Here is a 17,457-nt window from a genome sequence, read left to right as displayed (position 1 = left end):
TAATTATAAATATATTTTATTGTTGGAGGAGATTTTTAAGATGAAAGTGCTATTCACATATGATTATGGAAAAGAAAAAATGGATTGTGTTAAAAAATTAGGATATGAAGTAGTATATGTTTATGAAAGAGAAATTACTAACACAAAGGAAGTAGAGGATGTAGATATTTTAGTTTGCTATAATCCATTTGAAACACTAGATATAACGAAATTAAAAAATTTAAAATTAATACAGCTTTCTAGTATTGGAATAGATCAAGCTCCACTTGATTATATAAAGAAAAAAGGAATTATTTTGACTAATAATAAGGGCGGATATAGTATTCCTATGGGAGAATGGATAGTACTAAAAATTCTTGAAATATACAAAAATAGTAGAGAATTTTATGAAAGACAAAAAAGTAAGATATGGAAAATTAATACTAATATAATGGAACTTTACGGGAAAACAGTAGGATTTATAGGAACTGGAACTATTGCTGTAGAAGGAGCAAAGAGACTTCAAGGATTTGGCGTTAATATTTATGGATTAAATACAAGTGGAAGAAAAATTGATTATTTTGATAAGTGTTTTTCTATGAATGAAATAGATAGCTTTTTAGAAATTTGTGATGTGGTAGTTTTAGCTATTCCTTATACAGAAAAAACACATCATTTAATAAATATGCAAAGGCTTGATAAAATGAAGGACGGATCTATTTTAATTAATATATCAAGAGGAAATATAATAGATGAAGAAGCACTTATTGAAAAACTAGCTGATAATAAATTTATGGGAGTTGCACTAGATGTGTTTGAAAAGGAACCTCTTTCAAAAGAAAGTCCACTTTGGGATTTTGAAAACGTTATTATAACTCCGCATAATTCGTGGATATCAGAAAAAAGAAATGAGAGAAGATTTGAGTATATATATGAAAATTTAAAAAGATATAAAAACAATGAAGAGTTGATTAATGTTGTAGATTTAAATAGAGGATATTAAAAAGTCCCTCACATAAATGTGGGGGATTTATTTTTCACAAATTAAATTTGAAATTATTCATATATATAGTATAATAGTAAATTGACATTAAATTATAATTATGTATAATGAAGGGGAGAAAATTTTGAACGAAAGTGTGAACTTATTAAAAGTTAAACATATACCACATAAAATGGATAGTCTTATATGTGATGTAGATAAACTTATAGAATTAACATTAGAAGTGGAAATAAGAGAAGAGAATCAAAAACCTAAATTTTATATAAAAAATATAAATACTAAGGATAGTGAATATTTAAAAATAAAGTCTAAAGATATAATAGGAAAAAATATTTTTGATATATATGAATATAGTTCGGCAAAGTTATATTATGAAGTAGCTTTAAGAATATATAATAGCAAAACAAAGGGAAGTGTGAAATTTTATATAAAAAATAAGAATGGAAAAAGTAGCATTATATTTGATAAAAAAATTGCAATTGAAGAAGATGCTAATTATATGGAAATTACATTATATCCTTTTGTTGAAGATAATGAAATGACGAAAATGTTTGTTGTGATTAAAAATGCAACAAAGTATTTAAAGGAGATTCAAACTTTAAAGGAGGAAGAGGCTGTTAAGATATATAATGATAAGATAACAAGTATGTCAGATATAATCTCAAATTTATCACATGTGTGGAGACAACCGCTTAATAGTCTGAATTTTTGTATTTTAAATTTAATAGATGAAATAAAAGACGAATGTAAATATTGTATTGATTTAGAGGATTATTATAAAGAAATGTGGGAAATAATGAAAAGTTTATCTAAAAAAATAGACAAGTTCCAATCTTTTTTCGAACTTTCAGATAAAAATGAACATTTTGAAATGAAAAGATGTATTGATTTGACTTTTGAGATTATGGAAGAAAAAATAAAAAAGGATAATATAAAAATAAGCATAAATGCAGAAGAAAAAATTAATATGTATGGTTGTCCTAATGAATTCTCGCAACTTATGTATCATATTTTTTGTGATATGATTGAGTGGTGCAAGGAGTATTTGGATATTAATGACAGAATTTTAGATGTGAAGATATATTCAAATAATAAGATTATCAATTTTGAAATTAGATTAATATATGATAAACAAAAGTATAAAACAATAGATTTAAATCTAAAAAACTTAATGATTATAAGAAATATAGTTGAGCAAAGAATGAAAGGAACAATTAGTTTAATGGATGATAATTTAGAAAAAGGAATACTACTGAATATCCCTTTTAGTATTGAGGAGGTTTAAACGTGAAGAGTTTAAATATATTAAAAAATATAAAAATTTTATATGTAGAAGATGAACTTATTACAAGAAATCAAGTGTTTAGATTTTTGAAAAAAAGAGTAGGTAAAATTATATTAGCTGAAAACGGAGAAGAAGGAATAAAACAATTTATTGAGCATAAACCAGACATAATAATAACTGATTTAGTAATGCCGGATATGAGTGGGATTGAAATGATGAAAAAAATTAGAAGTAACGGCTCTAAATGTCCTGTTATTATAACTTCAGCCTTATCAGATTCAAAAACTATTTTAGACACTGTAGATTTGAAAATAGAAAAATATTTAATAAAACCTATAGACATAGATGCTTTATTAAAAAGTTTAAATGATATAGTTATTGATGAATTAGAAAGTAATAAAAATATATTAGTACTTGATAATGAATTTATTTTAACGGATGAGAAGAAAAATCAGTTGGAACTTGAAATTAGAAATTTATATTCAAAATATCTTAAAAAGGTTACAGGTAAAGGGGCAAAGTGTATTCAAGTTCTCATAAAAGGAAAACAAATAGAAATATTATCAAAAGAAAACTTAACTGTTATTGAAGAAAGTTTATTATCATCTGGTTATGGCTTTACAACTATAGAAACATTAAGAAAAAACATATATATAAATACAAAATCTGAAATTGAAAATCAAATAGCTGATATTATAAACAGGAAAATAGTATTAGAAAAGATAGAGGTATGTCCAAGGGAAAAATATGAGAGAGTAATATTTGATATCTATTAATAAATTTGAATAAAAGAAAAATTTTTTTGAATATATATTTGACAAAATAATACATTAAATGATAAAATTAGTTTAGATGTTAAGTATAAATTTTCAATACCTGGTTAGTAAAAGTAGATATATGATATATAAGCTATTTTTACTAGGTTTTGTTTTAAAATAGAATATATTTTATGGAGTAACTATTTGAATCAAATAATATATTTGCAATTCAAATGGTCCATAATAAGAGACTGAAATATGTCTTTTATTATGGACCATTTTTTGTTTAAAAATAATTTAAAGAAAGGAATGGTTTTATGAAATCTAGTATAAAAACAAAACTAATTATACTAATATTAGCATTAATAATAATACCTCTTGTATTTTCTGGAATTATGTCTTATAAAAAAGCAGAAAATAGCATGCAAAAACAATTTAAAAATTTTTTGATTCAATCAAATAATCAAATAAATTTATATGTTGAAGAATTTTATGAAGAATATAAGAAAAGTGCGTATGCGCTTAGTAATAATAGTGATTTTCAACAAGTAATTGATCACCCTGAATACGAAGAAAGGATAATGAAGAATTTTGAGGAATATATTAAAACATATGATGGAGTGTTACATGTATATATGGCTACTGTAGATGGAAAATTTAGAATGTACCCTCAAAGCGATTTAGAAAGCGATTTTGATCCAAGAACAAAAGTATGGTATCAAAAAGCTGTAGAAAATGAAAGTGCTATTTTTACTGATGTATATGAAGATTTAGTTACTGGAAATTTGACGATTACTTGTGCAGTGCCTGTTTATGAAAATGAAAATAATTTAGTAGGTGTAATAGGAATAGATGTATCATTAGATGTATTATCTAAAAAAATAAGTTCTATAAAAGTGGGAGAAAAAGGATATGTATGTATAGTGGATTCGAATAAAAAATTTGTATCTCATAAAAATATTGAAAAAATAGGACAAGAAGTGAGTGTTCCGGAAATAAGAAAAATATTAGATAATACTAAAGATGGATATGTAGAGTATAAATTAAAAGAGAGTGATGGAAGTATATCTAAAAAAATTGCTGCATATACGAGAATACCAGAATTAGGATGGACAGTTTTTTCAGCAGTACATGTTGATGAAATAAAAAAAGAAACAAGTCCTATACTATTTAATACTATCTTAATAACTCTAATTTCTCTTATAATTGCATCTGCAATAGGAATAGGATATATAAATAATATTACAAAACCAATAGAAATAATAGTTAAAGATATGGATAGAGTAAAAAATGGAGATTTAACAGTACAGACAAATGTTAAATCTAATGATGAGATTGGAGTATTAGCTGATAATTTTAATATAATGATAGAAAATGTAAAAGCACTTTTGTCAGATGCTAAAGATGTAAGTGAAGAAGTAATGGATGCTGCGACAAATTTAGCGGCTACGTCAGAAGAAGCTAGTGCATCAGCAGAGGAAATATCAAGAACTGTTGAAGAGATAGCAAATGGTGCTAATAATCAGGCAGAAGATGCTGAAAAAGGAGCAAAAATAGCTTGCGATTTAGATGCCAAATTTGACAATTTGGCAAGAAATAGTAAAAATATGCTTAAAAATGCAAATAGAATAATGGAAATAAATACATTAGGTGTATCTGTTGTAAAAGAATTAAAAGAAAAAACAAATTTAAATAATAATTCTATTGATAAAATAGAAAGTGCAGTAAATCAATTGAGCGAAAAATCTAGTTATATAGAAGGTATACTAGGCACAATAAAATCCATAGCAGAACAGACGAATTTATTAGCACTTAATGCATCAATTGAAGCAGCACGTGCTGGAGAAGCAGGAAGAGGATTTGCGGTAGTAGCAGATGAAATAAGAAAACTTGCAGAAGGCTCAAGTGATGCAACTAATGAAATAAAGGAAATATTAGATGCTATTCAAGAAGAAAGTAAAAATACAGTTGATATTATGAAAGAAGTAAAAGAAGTTTCTTTAAATCAGACAAAGTCAGTTGAAGATGTAAATACTGCATTTGAAAAGATATCAAATTCAATAGCTAATATAACAACAAATATAGAGGAAGTTAATGAATACATACATAATATAACAAGTGATAAAGATTTGATAGTTCATTTTATAGAAAATATATCAGCAGTATCACAAGAAACAGCAGCATCATCAGAAGAAGTTACAGCATCAGTTCAGCAACAATCTATGACAGTTGAAGAAGTAGCTAAAAATGCAGAAAAACTTAATGAACTTTCTTTAAAACTTAATTATCAAATAGAGAAATTTAAAATGTAGATAATTTATATAAAAGATGGAGTTGATTAATGGTCATGATTCTAAGAAAAAAAGAACAGATAATTGAACATGGATATAGAGTAGCTTCTTTAGCTAAAAAACTTGCACAAAAAATAGGTTTATCTGAAAAAGAAATAGATTATATTTATTTAGTGGGTCTAAATCATGATATGGGTAAAAAATATTTAGATTTTAAAATACTCAATAAAAAAGAAATGATTACTCAAAAAGAAGATGTTTATAAAAAAATGTATGTTTTATTATCTACAAGTATAGCGATAGAGAAAAAAATGCCTTTATATGTAATTAAAGGAATAATGCATCATTGTGAAAATTTTGATGGAACAGGATATCCGTATAATCTTAAGGGATATAAAATACCTATACAGTCTAGAATAATAAGAATAATAGATGCATATGATACTTTAATGACTGATAATTGTCTTAATAAAAACTTTGATATTCAAAAAATTATAGAAATTATGGATGAGGAAGTAAATAATTTTGATATAAATATATATTTAAAATTTAAAGAAATGTTGGAAGTTGATAGTCGTAATTTAAAAAAATTAAAGGTTATAAATGAGTAATATATGATATAATAGCGATACATGAAGTTTATTTGAATGGGGTATTAAGAGTATTAACAATTAGCACTGTCGGCTAGGCCGGCAGTGCTAATTTAATTAAAAAGGATATTATATTTCAGGTGTTTGTTTAAAATAATATTTACAAATGTTAAAATAAAATTTAGGCTTAATATGTGAAATGATTTTTGGAAGGTGATGAAAATGGATATAAAAAAGAAAATAGATGAACTTACGGAGATTATTAATTATCATAACCATAAATATTATGTAGAAGATGACCCTGAAATTTCAGATTATGAATATGATATGTTGATGAAAGAGCTTATAGAGCTTGAAGAAAAATATCCTGATTATAAAAAAGAAGATTCTCCTACGCAGAGAGTTGGAGGAAAAGCACTTGAAAAATTTAATCAAGTGGCTCATAAAGTGCCTATGCTTAGTCTTTCTAATGCTTTTTCAGAGGGTGATTTAATAGACTTTGATAGAAGAATAAAGAGTGTTATAACAGAAAATATAGAATATGTAGTGGAATTTAAAATAGATGGTCTTTCGGTAAAACTAACATATGAAAATGGTATTTTTAAATTAGGAGCAACTCGTGGAGATGGACAAGTAGGAGAAGATGTAACGCTTAATCTTAAAACTATAAAATCTATACCAATAAAGTTGAAAGAAAATATAAATGTAGAAGTTAGAGGAGAAGTGTTTATTGCGAAAGATAAATTTGAACAACTCAATGCTTATCAAGAAGAAAAAGGATTAAGTTTATTTGCAAATCCTAGAAATGCAGCAGCGGGTTCTTTAAGGCAGCTTGATCCTAAAATTACTGCAAAACGCCCTCTTGATATATTTGTATTTAATCTTGAATGGATACAAGGAATAGAGTTTAAGAGTCATAGTGAAAGTTTAGAATATTTAAAAAGTATGGGATTTAAGATAAGTCCTAATTATAAAGTTTGTAAAAATATAGATGAAGTTATAGATTATATAAAATATTGGCAAGACAATAGAGAAAATCTTAAATTTGATATAGATGGAATTGTTGTAAAAGTAAATGATTTAGAACAAAGAAGAAAACTAGGAAGTACAGCTAAAAGTCCTAGATGGGCTATAGCTTATAAATTTCCAGCTGAAAGAAAAAAGACAAAGCTTTTAGATATAATAGTACAAGTTGGGAGAACGGGAACACTTACTCCTACAGCTGTACTTACTCCAGTAAAAATTGCAGGTTCTACGGTAAGTAGAGCTACACTTCACAATGAAGATTATATAAAACAAAAAGATATTAAAATAGGAGATATGGTTATAATACAAAAAGCTGGAGATATAATTCCAGAGGTAGTTGAGGTAGTATTTGATGAAAGAGATGGAAGTGAAATAGAATTTAATATGCCATCAAAATGTCCTGAATGTGGGGAAAAAACTGTAAGAATTAAAGGAGAAGCTGCGACTAAGTGCAGTAATATATCTTGTCCAGCTCAAATAAGAAGAGGGATAATTCATTTTGTTTCAAGAGATGCTATGAATATTGAGGGCCTTGGAGAGTCAATAGTAACTTTACTGTTAAAGGAAAATTTGATAAATGATGTTGCTGATATTTATTACATAAAAAAGGAAGATTTAATTCCGCTTGAAAGAATGGGAGAAAAATCAGCTCAAAATTTGATAAACTCAATAGAAAAATCTAAAAATAATGATTTGTCAAGACTTATATTTGGGCTTGGAATAAAATATATAGGAAACAAAGGGGCTAAAATTTTAGCTAATCATTTTAAAGATATATATGAATTGATGAATGCAAAAGAGGAAGATTTGGTGAAACTTGAAGAATTTGGTAGTGTTATGGCTCAAAGTGTTGTTCAGTTTTTTGAAAATGAAAAAAATATAAAAGTTATAGAAAAACTTAAAAATGCTGGAGTGAATTTAAAATCATTAAAGCGAGAAGATGGAAGTGTGGTTAGAATATTTGATGGAATGAAAATAGTACTTACTGGAACTCTTGAAAAATATAAAAGAAATGATGTCAAGGAGATAATAGAGAAATTTGGTGGTAAAGTAACTTCGAGTGTGAGCAAATCGACAACCTTTGTGCTTGCGGGGAGAGAAGCTGGTTCAAAGCTTGATAAAGCAAATTCGTTAGGAGTTAAAGTTATAGATGAAAATACTTTTGACAATTTGATTACATTAAAAACAAAAGAAGAGGTAGAAAATTATATTAAATAAGGAAGTAGCCTAGATTATTTTGACTAAAAAAGGTATAATTTTTATTGTATTTTGTTAGAAAGGAGTGAAATTATGTTAGATAAAGATACTGTAAAGCATGTTGCAAATTTATGTAGACTTGAATTTAAAGAAGAGGAAATGGATGGTATATCAAAAAAATTAGGTGATATATTAGGTTATGTGGAAAAACTTAAAAGTGTTGATACTGAAAGCGTTGATATAACATATAATCCTATTAATCTTACTAATGTATTTAGAGAAGATGAAGTTAAAAAATCTTTAGATAGAGAAAAAGTACTTCAAAATGCACCAGATAAAGAAATGGGATGTTTTAAAGTACCTAAAGTACTAGATTAGAAAGGAGTGAAATAATGAAATTATATGAAATGACTTTAAAAGAAGTAAGTGAAAAAATAAAAAATAAAGAAATAACATCACTTGAACTTACTGAAAGTGTATTGAATAGAATAAAGGAAGTTGAAGGAAAAGTTGAATCTTTTATAAGTGTAACTGAAGAATATGCAATAAATAAAGCCAAGGAAGTGGATAAAAAAATAGAAAAAGGGGAAAAATTATCTCCACTTGCTGGTATTCCTATGGCTGTGAAAGATAATATTTGTACTGATGGAATAAAAACTACTTGTGCGTCTAAAATGCTTGAAAATTTTATACCTCCTTATGATGCTACAGTTGTGAAAAAACTTAATAAAGCTGGAGCTGTTATGGTTGGAAAGACAAATATGGATGAATTTGCCATGGGATCTTCTACTGAAAATTCAGCATTTAAAAATACTAAAAATCCATGGGATTTAACTAGAGTTCCTGGTGGGTCATCTGGGGGGTCTGCATCGGCTGTTGCAGCTGGACAGGCTTTTTATTCGCTGGGTTCTGATACTGGAGGGTCTGTTAAGCAACCAGCTTCTCTTACAGGTCTTGTTGGACTTAGACCTACGTATGGAAGGATATCGAGATATGGACTTATAGCTTTTGGATCATCACTTGATCAAATAGGTATATTTACAAAAGATGTTACAGACTGTGCTTTGGTTTTAAAAGAAATAGCAGGAAAAGATGATATGGATGGAACAAGTGCTAATATTGAAGTTCCTGATTATACAAAGTATTTAGATAATAATGTAAAAGGAATTAAAATAGGAATACCAAAAGAATACTTTGGACAAGGTGTAGATGAAGATGTTAAAAATGCAGTGTTAAAATCAGTAGAGCTTTTAAAAGAAATGGGAGCTGAAGTTAAAGAAATATCTCTTCCTCATACAGATTATGCAATAGCTACATATTATGTAATTGCTCCTAGTGAAGCAAGTTCAAATCTCGCTAGATTTGATGGTATTAGATATGGATATAGAGCGAAAGAATATGGTTCTTTGGAAGAACTTTATAAAAAATCAAGAAGTGAAGGGTTTGGAGATGAAGTTAAAAGAAGGATAATGATAGGAACTTATGCGCTTAGTGCAGGGTATTATGATGCTTATTATAAAAAGGCTTTAAAGGTAAGAACATTAATAAAAAATGATTTTGTCAATGCATTTGAAGATGTAGATGTGATTATAACTCCTACAGCACCTAATATTGCATTTAAAATAGGAGAAAAAACATCAGATCCTATGGCTATGTATATGGAAGATATATGTACTGTTCCATCGTGCTTAGCGGGGGTTCCTGGAATGTCTATTCCATGTGGATTTAAAAATGGACTTCCTATAGGAATGCAAATAATAGGAAATCATTTTGATGAAGCTACGATGTTAAAGGTTGCTTATGCGTTTGAATGTGCTACGGATTTTAAAAATAAAAGAGCAAGTTTATAATTGGAGGTGAAATTATGAGTTATAAAACTGTTATAGGACTTGAAATACATGCAGAACTTTTAACTGATACTAAAATATTTTGTGGATGTAAAAACGAATTTGGTGCAGATGTAAATACAAACTGTTGTCCTGTTTGTTTAGGACTTCCAGGATCACTTCCTGTTCTTAATAAGAAAGTGCTCGAGTATGGAGTGATGGCTGGACTTAGCTTTAATTGTGAGATAGCGAGAGAAACTAAGATGGATAGAAAAAATTATTTTTATCCAGATCTTACAAAGGCATATCAAATATCTCAATATGATATTCCTCTTTGTTCTAATGGGTATATAGAGATAGAAAAAGAAGATGGAACTACTAAAAAAATAAGAATAAGAAGAATACATATAGAAGAAGATACAGGAAAATCGCTTCACGATATAAGTGGAGATACACTACTTGATTACAATAGAAGTGGAGTTCCTTTAATTGAAATAGTTACAGAACCGGATATGAATTCACCACAAGAAGCATACAAATTTTTAGAAAAATTAAAGGAAATATTACTTTTTACTCAAGTTTCAGATGTTAAAATGGAACAAGGTTCTTTGAGATGTGATGTAAATATAAACATTGTAAAAGAAGATGGATTAAAGTCTAATATTGTAGAACTTAAAAATTTAAATTCATTTAAAGCAGCGTTAAAAGCCATGGAATATGAAGAAATAAGACATAGAGAACTTTTAGAAAAAGGCGAAAATACAGCTCGTGAAACAAGACGTTGGGATGATAGTCAAAATAAAACTATAAGTATGAGAAGTAAAGAAAATGTTCAGGATTATAGGTATTTTCCAGAGCCTGATATAGTTGATATTAAAATTAGTGAAGAATTTATAAACAATATAAAAGAAAATCTTCCAGAGCTTCCTGATGCTAAAAGAAGCAGATTTATAAAAGAGTATTCTTTGCCTGATTACGATGCTAAAATTTTAACGTCAACTAAAGAAATTGCAAATTATTTTGAAGAAGTCGTTAAAAAATTCAATGATCCTAAAATGATAAGTAATTGGATTATGACAGAACTTTTAAGAAGAGTTAATGATGAGGGAATAACTTTAAATGACCTTAAATTTACTATTGAAGATTTTGTTTATTTATTAAATGAAATTTCACAAGGTAAGATAAATAATAATGCTGGTAAAAAAGTATTTAGAGAAATGTTTGAAACTGGAAAAAAACCTGAGGATATCATAAAAGAAAAAGGTCTTGTTCAGATACAAGATGAAGGTGCTATTAAAGATATGGTAATGAATGTATTAAAAGAAAATATGCAATCTGTAAAAGACTATAAAAATGGAAAGGATAGAGCATTAGGATTTTTAGTTGGTCAAGTAATGAAAGCAAGTAGAGGGAAAGCAAATCCTCAAATTGTAAATAAGTTAATAGTAGAATTAATCGACAATATGTAGAGTGGAAAATTTTCCACTCTTTTTTTGTATTAAGTTTGAATATGAATTGTAATTGCACAAATAATAATAAAAACAATATAATATTTATTAAAAACAAAAAAGAATAGTTTTATATATAAAATATTAATTGTTTGAAAAATATATATATTTTTAAAAAAGCAAAAATATGAAAAAAATTTCTAAGTACTGAAAAATAGTGAAAAATTCTAAAAAATAAGTATTGAAATATTTCTAGAATTAATATAATATATATAAAAAATGCAACTCCCATAAAAAATGTTTCATGTGTAAAAAAATTTAAATAATAAAGGAGTGAGGTTATGGGTAGATATGTGTTAAAACGTTTGGGGTCTATGGCGATAACTATGTTTTTTATTATCACAATTACATTTATATTAATGCATGCAATACCTGGGGGACCATTTACAGGTGAAAAGAAATTGCCTCCAGCTATAGAGCAAGCATTGATGAAAAAGTACAATTTAGATCAACCTATATTTAAGCAATATACAAATTATTTAGGAAATGTGTTAAAAGGAGATTTGGGACCGTCTTTTAAACTTAAAGGTCAAACTGTAAATGAAATAATTTCCAGATCATTTCCTGCTTCAGCTCAACTTGGTATTATAGCTACAATATTAATATTATTAATAGGTGTTCCAATAGGGGTTATAGCTGCATTAAAACAAGGAACTTGGCTAGATAATGCAGTTATGTTTTTAGCAATAGCGGGAGTTACAATACCGAGCTTTGTAATAGCAACTCTTATGATTTATGTATTTTCTGTTAAGCTCAATGTTCTTCCTGCTGCTAGATGGGGATCATTTGAACAAATGATTATGCCAACTATCGCTCTTGCAGCTTATTCATTGGCTTTCGTAGCAAGACTTACAAGATCTACTATGCTTGAAGTTATTTCACAAGATTATATAAGAACTGCTAGAGCTAAAGGGTTAAGTGAGAGAGTAGTAATATTTAAACATGCTTTAAAGAATGCGCTAATTCCTATAATTACATATGTAGGACCGTTAGCAGCAGCACTTCTTACAGGATCTTTTGTTGTAGAAAAAATATTTGCTATTCCAGGACTTGGAAGATTTTTTGTGGAAAGTATAAGTAACAGAGATTATACAGTTATAATGGGAGTTACGATATTTTACGCAGTATTTTTGGTGATAATGATGTTGATTGTAGATATATTATATGCATTTGTTGATCCTAGAATAAAGTTTGATGATTAAGGGGTGAGATATAATGGAAAATATTAATGTAGATAGAAGTTTGTGGCAGCCTTTAAGTCAAGATGAAAAGGATTCAGAGAAAATAGCAAGACCATCGATGACTTATTGGCAAGATGTGTGGAGAAGACTAAAGTCAAACAAAGTTGCTATGGGTTCATTGGTGTTTTTAATATTATTAATTTTATTAGCTGTATTTGGACCGATGTTTTCTAAGTATTCTTATTCAGATCAAAATCTTATGATGGCAAATCAAACTCCTAGTAGTGAACATTGGTTTGGAACTGATAAACATGGTAGAGATTTATATATAAGAGTATTATATGGAGCTAGAATTTCTCTTACAGTAGGTTTTGTCGCTTCGATTATAAATTTAGTAGTAGGTGTATTATATGGCGGTATTTCTGGTTATTTTGGTGGAAAAGTAGATAACATAATGATGAGAATAGTAGATATACTTTATACTATACCACTTACATTATATGTTATACTGTTAATGGTAGTAATTGGATCTGGACTTAAAAGTATATTAATAGCATTGGGTTCTGTTTATTGGTTGGGTATGGCAAGGCTTGTGAGAGGTCAAATACTATCACTTAAAGAACAAGAGTATGTACTTGCAGCTAAAACTCTTGGAGCGAGCGATTTTAGAATACTTTTAAGACATCTTATTCCGAATGCAATGGGACCGATAATTGTAACTATGACAATGGCAATACCAAGTGCTATATTTACAGAAGCTTTCTTATCTTTTATAGGACTTGGAGTTTCTGCACCTATGGCATCTTGGGGGGTTTTAGCTAACGATGCTTTAGGATCTATAAGAACATACCCTTATCAATTGTTTTTCCCATCTTTAGCAATATCTATAACAATGCTAGCGTTTAACTTTTTAGGTGATGGACTAAGAGATGCGTTAGATCCACGTATGCGTAAATAGTAAAAGGGGGAATATAAAATGGGTGATAAATTATTGGACGTAAAGAATTTAAAAACTTCATTTTTTACTCATGTAGGAGAAGTTAAAGCTATAAGAGGAGTGAGTTTTCACGTAGATAAAGGAGAAGCTTTAGGTATAGTTGGGGAATCGGGTAGTGGTAAATCTGTAACATCTATGTCTATTATGAGACTTTTACAGCATCCAGGAAAAATAATTAATGGTGAAATTATATTTAATGGAGATGATTTAGTAAAAAAATCTGATAAGGAAATGCAGAGTATAAGAGGAAATGATATAAGTATGATTTTCCAAGATCCTATGACTTCTTTAAATCCTGTTTATACTGTTGGAAATCAAATAATGGAAGCTATAATAAAACACCAAAAATTATCTAAAGCAGATGCTAAGAAAAAAGCAATAGAAATGCTTAGGCTTGTTGGAATACCAAGTCCTGAAAAACGTGTTAATCAATATCCGCATGAGTTTTCTGGAGGTATGAGACAAAGAGCTATGATTGCCATGGCGCTTTCATGTGAACCACAACTATTAATTGCAGATGAACCGACTACAGCTTTAGATGTTACAATTCAAGCACAAATACTTGAGCTTATGAAAGATTTAAAAAACAAATTAAATACATCTATTATGCTAATTACTCATGATTTAGGAGTTGTGGCAGATGTATGTTCAAGAATAATTGTTATGTATGGAGGACTTATAATGGAAGAAGGATCAACGGATGATATATTTTATAATCCTAAGCATCCTTATACATTGGGACTTTTAAAATCAGTTCCAAAACTTACTGATAAAGCTAACAAAGAAAGATTGATTCCAATTCCAGGTTCTCCTCCGGATTTATTAAAACCTCCAAAAGGATGTCCTTTTGCAGCTAGATGTAAATATGCAATGAAAATATGCATGGAGGAAATGCCAGAATATACTTATGTCGATGAAAAACATAGATCTATGTGTTGGTTGCTTCATCCTGATGCTCCGAGGGTTGAAGAAATAAATGGTAATTTGAAAGGGGGAGCAAGTAATGAGTAATAAAGAAATATTATTAGATGTGAAAAATTTAAAAAAATACTTCCCTGTTAGAAAAGGATTTTTTGGAAGACAAACTCAATATGTAAAGGCAGTTGATGATGTAAGTTTTTTCATTAAAAAAGGAGAAACGCTAGGGCTTGTTGGAGAATCTGGATGTGGTAAATCTACAACAGGAAGAACCCTAATAAGATTATATGATCCAACGGATGGAGAAATAATTTTTAACGGTAAAGATATAGCGAAATTGAGCCAAAAGGAATTAAAGCCTTACAGAAAAAAAATACAGATGATATTTCAAGATCCATACGCATCTTTAAACTCTCGTATGACTGTTGGAGATATAATAGGAGAACCTCTTGATATACATGGCATTGCAAGTGGAAAAGAAAGACTTGAAAGAATTCACGAACTTTTAAATATAGTTGGTCTTAATCCAGATCATGCAACTAGATATCCGCATGAGTTTTCTGGAGGACAAAGACAACGTATAGGAATAGCGAGAGCTTTGGCAGTTGAACCGGAATTTATAATAGCAGATGAACCGATATCGGCATTGGACGTTTCTATACAAGCTCAAGTTGTAAATATGCTTGAAGATCTTCAAAATGATCTTGGACTTACTTACTTATTCATAGCACATGATCTTTCTATGGTTAGACATATTTCTAATAGAGTAGGAGTTATGTATTTAGGTAAATTGGTTGAAATTGCAGAAAGTGATGAACTTTATGAAAAACCATCACACCCTTATACTCAAGCGCTTTTATCTGCTATACCACTTCCAGATCCTAAGGCTGCTAGAGAAAATAAAAGGGTAATACTTGAAGGAGATGTGCCAAGTCCACTAAATCCTCCTTCTGGATGTAGATTTAGAACTAGATGTAGATATGCAATGGATAAATGTGCTGAAATTGAGCCACAATTAAAGGAAATAGCTCCAGGACATTGTGTTGCATGTCATCTTTATTAAAAAACATTTGCAAAAAATTGAGAAAATTGATAAAATAACAAAAAGTTAAAATTTAAAAATATAGAATATATATAAGCAACAATTAATATATTCTATATAAAATACATAAAATAATTTAGCTTTTAAGAAAATAAAAAATAAAAGGAGGGAATTTTTAATGAAAAAGATATTATCTTTAGCTCTTGCGATGCTACTAGTGTTAGTATCATTAGTTGGATGTGGCAAGCAAGAGAACAAAGAACAAGCAGGAGGAGAGAGTTCTGCTGGAAAAATGATAGTAAGACACAATATAAATTCAGACCCAGAAACAATAGACCCAGCTTTAAATGCAGCGGTAGAAGGAGCTACTATATTAGTTAATGCATTTGAAGGACTTATGAGACTTGATAAAAATGATAAAGCTATTCCAGGGGTAGCAGAAAGTTATGAAGTATCAGAAGATGGACTTACTTATACATTTCATTTAAGAGATTGTAAATGGTCTGATGGAAAACCTGTAAAAGCACAAGACTTTGAATATGCTTGGAAAAGAGTTTTAAACCCAGCTACAGCAGCAGATTATGCTTATCAAATGTATTATATAAAAAATGGTGAAAAATACAATAAAGGAGAAGCAAGTGCTGATGAAGTAGGGGTAAAAGCTATAGATGATAAAACTTTAGAAGTTAAACTTATAGCTCCAACTCCATACTTTTTAGAATTAACTGCATTTCCAACATATTTCCCGGTTAGAAAGGATGTTGTTGAGAAAGATCCTGAGGGATGGGCTTTAAATCCAGAAACTCATATTTCAAATGGACCATTTAAAGTTGTTAAGTGGGATCACAATAATGTATTAGCACTTGAAAAAAATGAAAATTACTACGATAAAGATAGAGTAAAACTTGATGGTATAGAGTTTTATATGATGACAGAAGCTTCAACTTCTCTTTCTGCATTTGAATCAGGAGAAGTTGACATTATAGATGATATGCCAAGTGAAGAAATACCAAGACTTAAAGCAGAAAGTGATGAATTTAAAATATTCCCACAACTTGGAACATACTTCTATGTATTTAATACAACTAAAGAACCAGTTAATGATCCTAAAGTTAGAAAGGCATTAGCACTAGCTATAGATAGAAAAGCTATAGTTGAAGTTATAACAAAAGCAGGACAACAACCAGCTTTAACATTTGTTGCTCCAGGAATAAAAGAGCCAGATGGAAAAGAATTTTATAAAAAAGCTAAAGATTATGGATTGAGAGAAACAGCTCAAGTAGAAGAAGCTAAAAAATTATTAGCAGAAGCAGGATATCCAGATGGCAAGGGATTCCCAGAATTAACAGTTATATACAATACTTCAGAAGGACATAAAGCAATAGCAGAAGCTATTCAAGAAATGTGGAAAAAGAATTTAGGAATAGAAGTAAAACTTCAAAATCAAGAATGGAAAGTATTCCAAGAAACTAGAGATAGAGGAGATTTTGTTATAGCTAGACATGGTTGGTTAGGAGATTATACAGATCCAATGACATTCTTAGATATGTGGTATTCAACAAGTGGAAATAATAATGCTCATTGGAAAAATAAAGAATTTGATAAACTGATAAATGAAGCAAAAACTACTTCTGATGAAAAAGCGAGATTTGAACTTATGCACAAAGCAGAAGATTTGATGATGGAAGATATGATAGTTATGCCAATTTATTACTATACTAATCCAGAAATGATAAAATCTTATGTGAAAAATGTAAGAATATCTCCATTAGGATTTGTTTACTACGATGAAGCGTATATAGAAAAATAAAACAGGAAAAAATAAAGAAGGCTAAAAGCCTTCTTTATTTTTTGAA

14 protein-coding genes are annotated in these 17,457 nt (G+C 28.8%); all 14 read left to right on the top strand.

What is annotated here, in order from left to right:
* Positions 1-40 precede the first annotated feature (40 nt).
* The 14 genes from BUA19_RS06850 (at position 41) to BUA19_RS06785 (ending at position 17,411) form a co-directional block, all read left to right on the top strand.
* The gene (locus BUA19_RS06850) at positions 41-982 is read left to right on the top strand and encodes a phosphoglycerate dehydrogenase (RefSeq protein ID WP_072725030.1); all 942 of its coding nucleotides are present in this window, start codon (positions 41-43) and stop codon (positions 980-982) included.
* A 124-nt stretch (positions 983-1,106) separates the two neighbouring features.
* Complete coding sequence (locus BUA19_RS06845) at positions 1,107-2,267, top strand: transcriptional regulator (RefSeq protein WP_072725028.1); 1,161 nt, start codon at positions 1,107-1,109, stop codon at positions 2,265-2,267.
* A gap of 2 nt (positions 2,268-2,269) precedes the next feature.
* Positions 2,270-3,043: a response regulator gene (locus BUA19_RS06840; protein ID WP_072725026.1), complete on the top strand. Its 774-nt coding sequence runs from the start codon at positions 2,270-2,272 to the stop codon at positions 3,041-3,043.
* Between the two features lie 299 nt (positions 3,044-3,342).
* Positions 3,343-5,337 carry a methyl-accepting chemotaxis protein gene (locus tag BUA19_RS06835; RefSeq protein ID WP_072725024.1) on the top strand — a complete coding sequence of 665 codons (1,995 nt, stop codon included), beginning with the start codon at positions 3,343-3,345 and terminating at the stop codon, positions 5,335-5,337.
* 29 nt (positions 5,338-5,366) lie between these two features.
* Positions 5,367-5,927 carry an HD-GYP domain-containing protein gene (locus BUA19_RS06830; protein ID WP_072725021.1) on the top strand — a complete coding sequence of 187 codons (561 nt, stop codon included), beginning with the start codon at positions 5,367-5,369 and terminating at the stop codon, positions 5,925-5,927.
* Between the two features lie 201 nt (positions 5,928-6,128).
* The gene (gene ligA / locus BUA19_RS06825; protein WP_072725018.1) at positions 6,129-8,150 is read left to right on the top strand and encodes an NAD-dependent DNA ligase LigA; all 2,022 of its coding nucleotides are present in this window, start codon (positions 6,129-6,131) and stop codon (positions 8,148-8,150) included.
* A 72-nt stretch (positions 8,151-8,222) separates the two neighbouring features.
* Entirely contained in the window at positions 8,223-8,507 is a 285-nt protein-coding gene (gatC, locus tag BUA19_RS06820; RefSeq protein ID WP_143145388.1) for an Asp-tRNA(Asn)/Glu-tRNA(Gln) amidotransferase subunit GatC, read from the top strand.
* 14 nt (positions 8,508-8,521) lie between these two features.
* Positions 8,522-9,979: an Asp-tRNA(Asn)/Glu-tRNA(Gln) amidotransferase subunit GatA gene (gene gatA / locus BUA19_RS06815; RefSeq protein WP_072725016.1), complete on the top strand. Its 1,458-nt coding sequence runs from the start codon at positions 8,522-8,524 to the stop codon at positions 9,977-9,979.
* 14 nt (positions 9,980-9,993) lie between these two features.
* Positions 9,994-11,424 carry an Asp-tRNA(Asn)/Glu-tRNA(Gln) amidotransferase subunit GatB gene (gene gatB / locus BUA19_RS06810; RefSeq protein WP_072725014.1) on the top strand — a complete coding sequence of 477 codons (1,431 nt, stop codon included), beginning with the start codon at positions 9,994-9,996 and terminating at the stop codon, positions 11,422-11,424.
* Between the two features lie 320 nt (positions 11,425-11,744).
* Positions 11,745-12,665 (top strand): ABC transporter permease, encoded by a 921-nt coding sequence (locus tag BUA19_RS06805; protein WP_072725012.1) that lies wholly within the window; start codon positions 11,745-11,747, stop codon positions 12,663-12,665.
* Positions 12,666-12,678: 13 nt separating this feature from the next.
* Positions 12,679-13,602 (top strand): ABC transporter permease, encoded by a 924-nt coding sequence (locus BUA19_RS06800; protein ID WP_072725010.1) that lies wholly within the window; start codon positions 12,679-12,681, stop codon positions 13,600-13,602.
* Between the two features lie 18 nt (positions 13,603-13,620).
* Complete coding sequence (locus BUA19_RS06795; RefSeq protein ID WP_072725008.1) at positions 13,621-14,652, top strand: ABC transporter ATP-binding protein; 1,032 nt, start codon at positions 13,621-13,623, stop codon at positions 14,650-14,652.
* Positions 14,645-15,622, top strand: coding sequence for an ABC transporter ATP-binding protein (locus BUA19_RS06790; RefSeq protein ID WP_072725006.1), 978 nt, complete (start codon positions 14,645-14,647; stop codon positions 15,620-15,622). Before BUA19_RS06795 ends, BUA19_RS06790 begins: the two co-directional genes overlap by 8 nt.
* 157 nt (positions 15,623-15,779) lie before the next feature.
* Positions 15,780-17,411: a peptide ABC transporter substrate-binding protein gene (locus tag BUA19_RS06785; protein ID WP_072725004.1), complete on the top strand. Its 1,632-nt coding sequence runs from the start codon at positions 15,780-15,782 to the stop codon at positions 17,409-17,411.
* Positions 17,412-17,457 lie beyond the last annotated feature (46 nt).

The sequence above is a fragment of the Tepidibacter thalassicus DSM 15285 genome (genome assembly GCF_900129915.1).
Classification (GTDB): domain Bacteria; phylum Bacillota; class Clostridia; order Peptostreptococcales; family Peptostreptococcaceae; genus Tepidibacter; species Tepidibacter thalassicus.
The sequence above is the reverse complement of the archived record's forward strand: the minus strand, read 5'-3'. Positions and strand labels throughout refer to the sequence as shown.